General features: G+C 58.8%; 9 protein-coding genes. All 9 read right to left on the reverse strand.

All coding sequences use genetic code 11. The features are described 5' to 3' along the window. Positions 1–5 precede the first annotated feature (5 nt). On the reverse strand, positions 6–3,527 hold the full coding sequence (gene dnaE / locus ASE80_RS02580) for a DNA polymerase III subunit alpha (RefSeq protein ID WP_056857528.1): 3,522 nt from the start codon (positions 3,525–3,527) through the stop codon (positions 6–8). Between the two features lie 76 nt (positions 3,528–3,603). Then, positions 3,604–4,236, reverse strand: a complete 633-nt coding sequence (gene rnhB / locus ASE80_RS02585; RefSeq protein WP_056857529.1) for a ribonuclease HII — start codon at positions 4,234–4,236, stop codon at positions 3,604–3,606. Beyond that, positions 4,233–5,372 carry a lipid-A-disaccharide synthase gene (gene lpxB / locus ASE80_RS02590; protein ID WP_056857530.1) on the reverse strand — a complete coding sequence of 380 codons (1,140 nt, stop codon included), beginning with the start codon at positions 5,370–5,372 and terminating at the stop codon, positions 4,233–4,235. The genes rnhB and lpxB overlap by 4 nt, the downstream gene beginning before the upstream one ends. Positions 5,373–5,374: 2 nt before the next feature. Next, positions 5,375–6,151, reverse strand: coding sequence for an acyl-ACP--UDP-N-acetylglucosamine O-acyltransferase (gene lpxA, locus ASE80_RS02595; RefSeq protein ID WP_056857531.1), 777 nt, complete (start codon positions 6,149–6,151; stop codon positions 5,375–5,377). Beyond that, complete coding sequence (gene fabZ, locus ASE80_RS02600) at positions 6,148–6,588, reverse strand: 3-hydroxyacyl-ACP dehydratase FabZ (protein ID WP_003172281.1); 441 nt, start codon at positions 6,586–6,588, stop codon at positions 6,148–6,150. The genes lpxA and fabZ overlap by 4 nt, the downstream gene beginning before the upstream one ends. Positions 6,589–6,699: 111 nt before the next feature. Continuing rightward, positions 6,700–7,755 carry a UDP-3-O-(3-hydroxymyristoyl)glucosamine N-acyltransferase gene (lpxD, locus tag ASE80_RS02605; protein ID WP_056857532.1) on the reverse strand — a complete coding sequence of 352 codons (1,056 nt, stop codon included), beginning with the start codon at positions 7,753–7,755 and terminating at the stop codon, positions 6,700–6,702. Between the two features lie 3 nt (positions 7,756–7,758). After that, a complete protein-coding gene (locus ASE80_RS02610) occupies positions 7,759–8,262 on the reverse strand; it encodes an OmpH family outer membrane protein (RefSeq protein WP_003189173.1) in 504 nt (167 codons plus the stop codon). 45 nt (positions 8,263–8,307) lie between these two features. Continuing rightward, complete coding sequence (gene bamA / locus ASE80_RS02615) at positions 8,308–10,698, reverse strand: outer membrane protein assembly factor BamA (protein WP_056857533.1); 2,391 nt, start codon at positions 10,696–10,698, stop codon at positions 8,308–8,310. Between the two features lie 74 nt (positions 10,699–10,772). After that, complete coding sequence (rseP, locus tag ASE80_RS02620; protein ID WP_056857534.1) at positions 10,773–12,125, reverse strand: sigma E protease regulator RseP; 1,353 nt, start codon at positions 12,123–12,125, stop codon at positions 10,773–10,775. Between the last annotated feature and the right edge of the window lie 30 nt (positions 12,126–12,155).

The raw sequence follows: 12,155 nt of genomic DNA on the forward strand, positions 1-12,155 counted from the left end.
GACCGTCAGCGGTATTGGAGGAAGACGTTGTCTCGCCCGAACTGGTCACGCAAAGCTTGAATCAAGCCATCAGCGGGATCAATTCGCCATGTCTCGCCAAACTGCAACATCGCCTTGGCGTCATTACCGGTGTACTCCATGGTCACCGGGCACGCGCCACGGTGACGTTTGAGCAGGTCACCCAACCAGCGTAGCTGATCGCCTTTGAGGGCTTCGGTCTTGACCTTCAGGCGCAGGCTTTCGGCCAGGTTGGTGCGCGCATCTTCCATGCTCATCACCCGCTTGATCCGCAGGCGCAGGCCGCCGGAGAAGTCATCGTTGCTGACCTCACCTTCCACCACCACCATGGCATCGGTCTGAAGCAGCGACTGCGCGGAGTGGAACGCATCGGCAAACAGCGACGCCTCGATGCGGCCCGAGCGGTCATCAAGGGTGATAAAGCCCATTTTGTCGCCCTTCTTATTTTTCATCACCCGCAGGGCGATGATCATGCCGGCGACGGTCTGGGTATCGCGCGCCGGCTTCAGGTCGATAATGCGCTGGCGGGCGAAACGACGTATTTCACCTTCGTACTCGTCTATCGGGTGACCGGTCAGGTACAGGCCCAGGGTGTCTTTCTCACCCTTGAGACGCTCCTTGAGGGTCAGCTCCTTGGCCTTGCGATGGTTGGCATAAACATCGGCATCTTCCTCGACAAACAGCCCGCCAAACAGGTCGGCGTGGCCACTGTCATGGGTGCGGGCGGTCTGTTCGGCGGCCTTGATCGCTTCTTCCATGGCGGTGAGCAGCACCGCACGGTTGCGGTCGATATTCGCCTGGTAAGCCTTGGGCTCATCATGGAAATACGGGCCGAGACGGTCAAGCGCGCCACTGCGGATCAAACCATCGAGGGTGCGCTTGTTGATACGCTTGAGGTCAACCCGTGCGCAGAAGTCGAACAGATCCTCGAACGGCCCATGCTGACGCGCCTCGGTGATCGCCTCGACCGGGCCTTCGCCCACGCCCTTGATGGCGCCCAGGCCATAGATGATGCGGCCTTCGTCGTTCACCGTGAACTTGAACTCCGAGGCGTTCACGTCCGGCGCGTCGAGGCGCAGTTTCATGGTGCGCACTTCCTCGATCAAGGTCACGACCTTGTCGGTGTTGTGCATATCCGCCGAGAGTACCGCCGCCATGAACGGCGCCGGGTAGTGGGCTTTCAGCCAGGCGGTCTGGTACGACACCAGGCCGTAGGCGGCGGAGTGGGATTTGTTGAAGCCGTAACCGGCGAACTTCTCTACCAGGTCGAAAATGTTACCGGCCAGGTCCGCGTCGATATTGTTGGTGGCGCAACCCTCAATGAAACCGCCGCGTTGCTTGGCCATTTCCTCGGGTTTTTTCTTACCCATGGCCCGACGCAGCATGTCTGCGCCGCCGAGGGTGTAACCCGCCATCACCTGGGCAATCTGCATCACCTGTTCTTGATACAGGATGATGCCGTAGGTCGGTGCCAGTACCGGCTTGAGGCCTTCATACTGGTAATCGGAGTGCGGATACGCCAGTTCGGCGCGACCGTGCTTACGGTTGATAAAGTCATCCACCATGCCCGATTGCAGCGGGCCAGGACGGAACAGGGCCACCAGTGCGATCAAGTCTTCCAGGCAGTCGGGCTTGAGCTTTTTGATCAGCTCTTTCATGCCGCGCGACTCAAGCTGGAACACCGCCGTGGTTTCGGCTTTTTGCAGCAGTTGGTAAGTCGGCTTGTCGTCCAGCGGGATGAACGCGATATCCAGCGGCTCTTCGTCGACCTTGGCGCGTTCGCGGTTGATGGTCTTGAGCGCCCAGTCGATGATCGTCAGGGTTCGCAGGCCGAGGAAGTCGAACTTCACCAGGCCAGCCGCCTCCACGTCATCCTTGTCGAACTGGGTTACCAGGCCATCGCCTTCTTCGTCGCAATAAATGGGCGAAAAGTCCGTGAGCTTGGTCGGCGCGATCACCACACCGCCGGCGTGTTTACCGACGTTACGCACCACACCTTCGAGTTTGCGCGCCATGTCCCAGATTTCGGCGGCTTCTTCATCGACCTTGATGAAGTCGCGCAGGATTTCTTCCTGCTCATAAGCCTTCTCAAGGGTCATGCCGACTTCAAACGGAATCATCTTCGACAGACGGTCCGCCAGGCCGTAGGACTTGCCTTGCACCCGCGCCACGTCACGGATTACGGCCTTGGCCGCCATGGAGCCGAAGGTGATGATCTGGCTCACGGCGTTGCGGCCGTATTTCTCGGCCACGTACTCGATCACACGGTCGCGACCGTCCATGCAGAAGTCGACGTCGAAGTCGGGCATGGAAACCCGTTCCGGGTTCAGGAACCGTTCGAACAGCAGGTCGTATTCCAGCGGGTCAAGGTCGGTGATCTTCTGCACATAGGCCACCAGCGACCCGGCACCCGATCCACGGCCTGGGCCTACGGGCACGCCGTTGCTCTTGGCCCACTGGATAAAGTCCATCACGATCAGGAAGTAACCCGGGAACCCCATCTGGATAATGATATCCAGCTCGAAATTCAGCCGGTCAACGTAGACCTGGCGCTTGGCGTCGTAGTCTTCGGTGGTGTCCTTGGGCAGCAGAACGCTTAAGCGCTCTTCCAGGCCATCGAACGACACCTTGCGGAAATACTCGTCGATGGTCATACCATCGGGAATCGGGAAGTTGGGCAGGAAGTGCTTGCCCAGCTTCACTTCGATATTGCAGCGCTTGGCGATTTCGACCGAGTTTTCCAGCGCCTCAGGCAGGTCGCTGAACAGCTCGGCCATTTCATCGGCGCTTTTGAGGTACTGCTCTTCGCTGTAGTTCTTGGAGCGACGCGGGTCATCCAGGGCCCGGCCTTCGCCGATGCACACGCGGGTTTCGTGGGCCTCGAAATCTTCCTTCTTGATAAAGCGCACATCGTTGGTCGCAACCAGCGGCGCGCCCAGCTTGTCGGCCAGGGCCACGGCGGCGTGCAGGTGCTCTTCATCGTTGGGGCGGTTGGTGCGCTGGACTTCCAGGTAGAAGCGATCGGGAAACACGTCCATCCACTCGCGGGCCAGCACTTCGGCTTCCTGGGGGTTGCCGCCCAGCAGCGCGATACCGATCTCACCTTCCTTGGCCGCCGAGAGCATGATCACGCCCTCGCTCGCTTCAGCCACCCACTCACGCTCAATGATGATCGAGCCGTTGCGCTGGCCGTCAATAAACCCGCGGGAGATCAATTCGGTGAGGTTGCGATAACCCACGCCATTCATCGCCAACAGGCTGATGCGGCTCAGTGGGTTATCCGGGTCTTTGTTCGACAGCCACAGGTCGACGCCACAGATCGGCTTGATGCCGGCGCCCATGGCGTTTTTGTAGAATTTGACCAGGGAACACATGTTGTTTTGATCGGTAACCGCCACCGCAGGCATGTTCATGCCCACCAGGGTTTTGACCAGCGGTTTGATCCGTACCAGGCCGTCGACCAGGGAGTATTCAGTGTGCAGGCGCAGGTGAACGAATGAAGCCGGCATAGTGATCCTGTTCTAATACATGGAGACAACAAGGCCCGGATTGTACCGGGCCTTGAGCAAAACATCAGCCTCGCGACTAAACCTCGATGAGGCTCTCGCGCGCCTCGTAAGCCTGGCGGACCGGGGCGAACGAGCGACGATGGATCGGCGTCGGGCCCAGGCGAGCCAGGGCTTCCAGATGAACGGGCGTCGGGTAACCTTTATGACCACCGATGCCGTAGCCCGGATAGATCAATTCAAACGCCGCCATTTCGCGGTCGCGGCTGACCTTGGCCAGGATCGAGGCGGCGGCAATCGCCGGAACCTTGCTATCCCCCTTGACCACGGCTTCTGAAGGCATCGCCAGTTTGGGGCAGCGGTTGCCGTCGATCATCGCCATTTTCGGTGTGATGTGCAGCCCTTCAACGGCGCGCTGCATGGCCAGCATGGTGGCGTGAAGAATGTTCAGCTCATCGATCTCTTCGACTTCAGCCCGGGCGATATGCCAGCTCAACGCTTTTTCGCAAATCTCGTCGTAGAGCTTTTCACGGCGCGCTTCGGTGAGTTTTTTCGAGTCATTGAGACCGAGGATCGGGCGATTTGGGTCGAGAATCACCGCCGCCGTCACCACCGCGCCACACAACGGGCCACGCCCCACTTCATCCACACCGGCGACCAGTGCGTCGACGTGCGCGACCAGACTGAAATCCAGGCCCATTTGCGTGGTCATAAAGCGTCCTGTTTTTGCCCGATCAAGGTTAATACGGCATCGGCCGCCTGGTTCGATGCATCACGCCGCAGGGTGCGGTGGATGTCGTCAAAACCACGGGTCTGCTCTTCGCCGCCGTCGATCAAGGGTAGTAGGGTTTGTGCCAGGGCTTCGGGCGTTGCATCGTCCTGCAACAACTCCGGCACCAGCAGGCGTTGGGCCAGCAGGTTAGGCAAGGAGATGTAAGGGCTCTTGACCATGCGCTTGAGAATCCAGAACGTCAGCGGCGCCAGGCGATAAGCCACCACCATTGGGCGCTTGTACAGCAGCGCTTCCAGGGTCGCGGTGCCCGAGGCGATGAGCACCGCATCACAGGCGGCAAGCGCCAGGTGCGACTGGCCGTCGAGCAAGGTCAACGGCAGAGTGCGGCCTTCGAGCAACGTCTCGATTTGTGCACGCCGTTGCGGGCTGGCGCAGGGCAATACGAAACGCACGCCAGGCTTTAAAGCTTGCAGGCGTTCGGCAGCCTCGAAAAACACACTGGCCAGACGCCCGACTTCACCGCCACGACTGCCCGGCATCAATGCCACCAGCGGACCGTCGGGCAAGCCCAGTTCGGCGCGCGCGGCGGCGCGATCAGCTTGCAGTGGGATAGTGTCGGCCAAGGTATGCCCGACAAACCGCACCGGCACGCCCTTCTCTTCGTAAAACCTGGCTTCGAACGGCAGCAAGGTCAGCATCAAGTCGCAACCCTCACGGATCTTCAGCACGCGCTTTTGCCGCCACGCCCATACGGACGGGCTGACGTAATGCACGGTCTTGATGCCGGCCTGACGCAACTTGAGTTCGATATTGAGGGTGAAGTCCGGCGCATCGATGCCAATAAAGACGTCGGGCTTTTCTTCGATCAGGGTCTGAATCAGCAGCTTGCGGCGTGCCAGCAACTCACGCAGGCGGCCCAGCACTTCCACCAGCCCCATGACCGACAGGCGCTCCATGGGAAAGTAGGAGGTCAGACCTTCGGCCTGCATAAGCGGGCCGCCCACACCGATAAACTCCACTGCAGGATGCTGGGCCTTGAGTGCCCGCATCAGGCCAGCGCCCAGAATATCGCCGGAAGCTTCACCGGCCACCAGCGCAATTCGCAGGTTAGCCATGATCAGCGGGTGATGCCGCGGGTCGATGCCTGGATAGAGTCACGGAACACCGCGACTTCCGGGAACAACGCTGCCGGCTCGGTCAGTTCAGTCAGGGCCTGTTCAACCGTGAGCCCCTGACGGTAAACCGTCTTATAGGCGCGGCGCAGGGCGTGAATCGCATCTTCGCTGAAACCACGACGGCGCATGCCTTCGAAGTTCATGCTGCGGGCTTCGGCGGGGTTGCCGAACACCGTGACAAATGCAGGAACATCCTTGCCGATCGCGGTGCCCATGCCGGAAAAGCTGTGGGCGCCGATATGGCAATACTGGTGAACCAGTGTGAAGCCGGACAGGATCGCCCAATCGTCAACGTGCACATGGCCGGCCAGCGCCGTGTTGTTGACCAGGATGCAATGGTTGCCGATCACACTGTCATGGCCGATATGTGCATAGGCCATGATCAAATTGTGGTCACCCAAGGTGGTTTCGGCACGATCCTGCACAGTGCCCCGGTGAATGGTCACACCTTCACGGATGATGTTGTGATCACCGATTACCAGGCGTGTCTCTTCACCCTTGTACTTCATGTCCGGGGTGTCTTCGCCTACCGAGGAAAACTGGTAGATGCGATTGTGTTTGCCAATGCGGGTCGGACCTTTGAGGATCACGTGTGGCCCGATGACAGTCCCCTCGCCGATTTCAACACCTGCGCCGACGATCGACCAAGGGCCGACCTCAACGTCGGCGGCCAGAACGGCCGACGGATCGATGATTGCGCGAGGGTCAATCAAACTCATAGTTTGCGTTCCGCGCAGATGATCTCGGCGGAGCACACCGGCTTGCCGTCCACCGAAGCCTGGCATTCGAACTTCCAGATCTGGCGCTTGCAGCTGATGAACTTGGCTTCCAGGATCAACTGGTCACCAGGGGTGACCGGGTTGCGAAAGCGCAATTTGTCGGAACCCACGAAATAGTAAAGCGTGCCGTCGGCAGGCTTGAGGTCGAGCATTTTGAAACCAAGGATACCGGCAGCCTGGGCCATCGCCTCAATGATCAGCACGCCCGGCATGATGGGATGCGCAGGGAAGTGACCATTGAAGAACGGTTCGTTGATGCTGACATTCTTGTAGGCACGAATGCGCTTTTCCTCGACGTTGAGGTCCACTACTCGGTCCACCAGCAGGAACGGGTAACGGTGAGGCAGGTATTCGCGAATCTCGTTGATGTCCATCATTTCGGGGGGAAGCCTGTAATAAAGATTGGGGGCGGGCGAACTAAACGCACGCCCCGCTAGCAAATCAAGGAGGCAGTCTAGCGGCTGTGCACACTTGATATGGAAATGGTATCAGCCTTCTGATGAAGCATTACCGCCAGGGGTCACGTCCTCGACACGCTTTTCGACCTGCTTGAGGCGTCGGGCCATGTCGTCGATCTTGCGCAAACGTGCCGCACTTTTGCGCCATTCAGCCGCCGGCTGCATGGCCGTACCGGAAGAATAGGAACCCGGCTCGGTAATCGAGTGGGTCACCATGGTCATGCCGGTGATGAAGACGTTGTCGCAAACTTCAATATGACCCACCAGGCCTACGCCACCGGCGAGCATGCAATGCTTGCCGATCTTGGTACTGCCGGAGATGCCTACGCACGCCGCCATGGCGGTGTGATCGCCAATCTGCACGTTGTGGGCGATCTGGATCTGGTTGTCGAGCTTCACACCGTTACCGAGCACGGTATCGGCCAAGGCCCCGCGATCCACAGCGGTGTTGACACCGATTTCCACGTCATCGCCGATCAATACGCCGCCGACCTGGGCAATTTTGTGCCAGATGCCTTTGGCGTTGGCAAAACCGAAACCTTCGCCACCGATCACGGCGCCCGACTGAATGACCACCCGCGCACCAATACGCACGTCGTGGTACAGGGTAACGCGCGGTGCCAGCCAACCATCGGCGCCGATTTCACAGCGCGCACCGATAAAGCAATGAGCCCCCACCGTGACGCCGGCAGCAATGCGCGCACCACTCTCGATCACCGCAAACGCACCAATGCTGGCCGCAGGGTCAACCTGGGCATCATCGGCAATCACGGCCGACGGATGAATACCAGCCGCCGCCTTGGGTTTTGGATCGAACAGGTGCGACGCCCGGGCATACGCCAGGTAAGGGTCGGCAACCACCAGCGCATCCCCGGCAAACCCTTCGGCGTCAGCGGCCTTCAGCAATACGGCTGCGGCTTGGCTGTCGACCAGGTATTTACGGTATTGGGGATTTGCGAGGAAGCTCAACTGAGCTGGGCCAGCCTCCTGCAAGGTGGCTAGCCCAGTGATTTCTTTCTCCTTGGAGCCACGCAAGGTGGCCCCCAGGAACTCGGCCAACTCGCCGAGCTTGATAGTCGCGGTCATGGCTTACTTCAGCTGGTTCATGCGCTCGATCACCTGGCGGGTGATGTCGTATTGAGGCTTGACGTCAATCACGGCGCCGCGCTCGAACACCAGGTCAAAGGCACCTTTCTTGATGACTTCTTCCACAGCGCTGTCGAGCTTAGGCTTGAGCTGCTTGAGCATTTCACGGTCAGCAACGGCTTTGGCTTCGTTCAGTTCCTTGGACTGGAACTGGTAGTCGCGGGCCTTTTGCTTGAACTCAAGCTCCAGACGCTCACGCTCGCCTTGCTGCATTTTGTCGCCACCGGCTACCAGACGATCCTGGATACCCTTGGCACTGCTTTCCAGCGTCTTGAGCTTGGTCAGTTGCGGACCGAACTTCTTCTCGGCATCCACGGCGTAACGCTTGGCCGCGTCGGATTCCAGCAGGGCCATCTGATAGTTCAGGACGGCGATTTTCATTTCGGCGAAGGCCGGGGTGGTTACCAGCACAGTGGCCAGCAGAACCAATTGAGTCAACTTACGCACGATGTACTCCTACAGAATCCGTTGTCGTTATCTTGGGTCAGACGCTTAGAACGTCTGGCCGAGGGAGAATTGGAAAATCTGGGTTTCAGCGTTATCCGGTTTCTTGATCGGCATGGCCAAAGCAAAGCTCAATGGGCCAAGTGCAGTCACCCACGTCACACCCACACCTACGGAGCTGGCGAGGTTGCTCAGGCTGACGTCGTTGCACTGTGTTTGGGACACAGAACCAGGAGCCGGGTTGTTGACCTGCTGGCACTTGGAGTCGAACACGTTACCCACGTCCCAGAAGACCGAAGTACGCAGCGAACGCTGATCCTTGACGAATGGCAGCGGGAACAGAAGTTCAGCACCACCCTGGATCAGTACGTTACCACCGAATGCCAGAGCGTCATTGTTGGAATCAGCAAGCGTGCCTTGGTTACCGGTTACCGCTTGACCACGACTCGGCGTACCACGCGGGCCCAAGGTGCTGTCCTTGAAGCCACGAACCGAGTTGAAGCCACCTGCATAGTAGTTCTCATAGAACGGCAGACCACTGGTCGAACCATAACCGTCGCCATAACCCAGTTCGGTGTGCAGGCGCACGGTGTAGTTGTCGCTCAGGGGCTGGAACAACTGGCCACGGTAGTCGAGCTTGAAGAACGACAGGTCGCTGCCCGGCGTGGTGGCTTCAGCAGTCAGGCTTTGGGAATGACCACGAGTCGCCAGTACACCTTTGTTCAGGGTCGATTCCGACCAGCCAACCGACGCCTTGAAGTTCAGGAACTGGTCACCTTCACGGCGCACGAAGTCGAAAATCTCGTCCGTGGTGTACACACCGGTCTTGATTTTGTCCTGTTGCGCAGTAAAACCGAAGGTCAGACGCGAAGTCTCGCTGATCGGGTAACCGATGTTGACACCGGCGCCGAGGCTGTCGATCGCGTAGCTGGCAACGTCTACGTTAAGGTCTTTGTAGTCGGTGGTGCGGTAGAAGGCGTTGTAGCCCAGGCTCACACCGTCAGCAGTCCAGTAGGGGTCGACATAACCGAAGTTATAGCGGCTCTGGTATTCGCTTCGGGTCAGGCCGATGGAGACCTTGTTACCGGTACCGAGGAAGTTGTTCTGGGTGATCGAACCACCGAGGATCAGGCCGGCGCTCTGTGCGAAACCGACGCTGGCGGTGATCGAGCCCGACGCCTGTTCTTCAACGGCGTAGTTCACGTCAACCTGGTCATCCACACCCGGTACGGCCGGGGTTTCGACGTTGACTTCCTTAAAGAAGCCCAGGCGCTCAAGACGGGTCTTTGACTGGTCGATCAGGTAAGTCGACGCCCAGCCACCTTCCATCTGACGCATCTCGCGACGCAGCACTTCGTCCGCAGACTTGGTGTTGCCACGGAAGTTGATGCGGTTCACGTAGGCACGCTTGCCTGGGTCGACAACGAAGGTGATGTCCACAGTGTGGTCTTCATCGTGCGGGGTCGGCACGCCGTTGACGTTGGCAAAGGTATAGCCTTCGTTACCCAGACGACGGGTGATCAGTTCGGACGTGGTGGTCATCAGCTTGCGCGAGAACACCTGGTCTTTCTGCACCAGCAACAGCGACTTCACCTGGTCTTCAGGGACTTTCAGGTCGCCGCTGAGCTTGACGTCACGCACGGTGTATTTCTCACCTTCGTTGACGTTGACGGTGATGTATACGTGTTTTTTGTCCGGAGTGATGGACACCTGGGTCGAAGCGATATCCATGTTGATATAGCCACGGTCCAGGTAGTAGGAACGCAGACGTTCCAGGTCACCGGACAGTTTTTCACGGGCGTACTTGTCATCGTTCTTGAAGAACGACAGCCAGTTGGTGGTCTTGAGTTCGAACAGGTCGATCAGGTCGTCATCAGCAAACTTGGTGTTACCCACCACGTTGATGTGCTGGATGGCCGCCACGGTGCCTTCGTTGATCTTGACCTTGAGGCCAACACGGTTACGAGGCTGCGGGATCACTTCGGTTTCCACGGACGCGGAGTAGCGACCCTGGGCAACGTACTGACGTTGCAGTTCGTTACGCACACCCTCGAGGGTGGCGCGCTGGAAGATCTCGCCTTCGGCCAGGCCGGATTGCTTGAGACCCTTCATCAAGTCTTCAGTGGAGATCGCCTTGTTACCCTCGATCTCGATACTGGCGACGGAAGGTCGCTCAACGACGGTGATGACCAGGACGTTACCTTCGCGACCCAGCTGGATATCTTGAAAGAACCCGGTTTTGAACAGCGCACGAGTGGATTCCACCAGGCGACGATCATCCGCCTGTTCCCCGACGTTCAACGGCAAGGCACCAAAGACGCTACCGGCGGAAACCCGCTGGAGGCCGTTGACGCGAATATCGGAGATAGTGAAGGACTCGGCGTGAACTTCGGCGATCATCAATACGGTGAGAACCGCAGTTAGCAGCAGACGTTTCATGAAGTCCTTTCTTATTCCAACTGGCAATAAACAAACTGCCGCAAAATGCGGCAGATTCGCAATTCAGCGAAGCGTTACAGTCGTCCCAGATCGTTGACCAGAGCTAACAACATCACTCCGACCACCAAACTGATACCGATCTGTATCCCCCAACCCTGCACCCGATCCGACAAGGGGCGACCACGCACCCACTCGACCAGATAAAACAACAGATGCCCCCCATCCAATACTGGAATGGGCAGCAAATTCAGAACTCCAAGGCTAATACTCAGATAAGCCAGGAAATTCAGGAAATCCGCGACACCCGACTGGGCAGAAGCGCCCGCCACTTTAGCAATGGTTATCGGTCCACTCAAGTTTTTTACCGAGAGCTCGCCGAACAACATTTTCTTGAGCGATTCGAGGGTCAGCACACTCATGGTCCAAGTGCGTTTTGCACCCTCGCCAATTGCGGCCAACGGCCCGAAGCTGACCTCCCGTACCATCGAAGGTGGCCAGTCGACACCTTTTACCCCGGCACCCAGGTAACCCCCGGCTGCCTTGGCTTCCCCACGTACCGCCAGGGTCACAGGGACGTCGATTTGAGCACCATCGCGCTCAACTTTCAGCACAATTTTGGTATCAGGACGTACACGCACCAGGTCGACCACTTGCTGCCAGTCGCCCAGCGCCTGACCATCAAGGGCCAACAAGCGGTCACCGGTTTTCAGACCTGCGGCTTGCGCCGGGCCTTTCGGGTCCAGCTCGGCCAGCACCGGCGGCAAGGCCGGGCGCCAAGGACGAATCCCCAGCGATTTGATCGGATCAGGCTCATCCGCCCCCTTGAGCCAATGGTCCAGGGCCAGGGCGCGAGGCGTCTCGGCAGTGGAATCGGGTTCGCGCACCAGCACATTAATGGTGCCGCTTTCACCCATGCGGCGTACCAGTTGCAAATTGACCGCGCCCCAACCCGTGGTCGGCTCGCCATCAATGGAAACAATTTCTTGCCCTGCGACCAGGCCGGCCTTGGCCGCCATGCTGTCCGCTTCGACCGCGCCGATGACCGGGCGCACCTGCTGGCTGCCCATCATGGCCAGGACCCAGAAGAACACCATCGCCAACAGGAAGTTGGCGATCGGACCGGCAGCCACAATCGCGATACGCTGACGAACGGTCTTGCGATTGAAGGACTGGTCCAACTGATCGGCGGGCACTTCGCCTTCACGCTCGTCGAGCATCTTGACGTAGCCACCCAGCGGAATGGCCGCAATCACGAATTCGGTGCCACGCCGATCATGCCAACGCAGCAACGGCATGCCGAAACCGACGGAAAAGCGCAGTACCTTGACGCCGCAACGACGCGCCACCCAAAAGTGGCCGAATTCGTGGAAGGTAACCAGCACACCCAGAGCAACCAGGGTGCCGACAATCATGTAGAGCGCACTCATCTAATTTCTCCGCATTCCAATCCAGTGCCT

The organism is Pseudomonas sp. Leaf15, from assembly GCF_001421425.1.
In the GTDB taxonomy this organism is placed as follows: Bacteria; Pseudomonadota; Gammaproteobacteria; order Pseudomonadales; family Pseudomonadaceae; genus Aquipseudomonas; species Aquipseudomonas salomonii.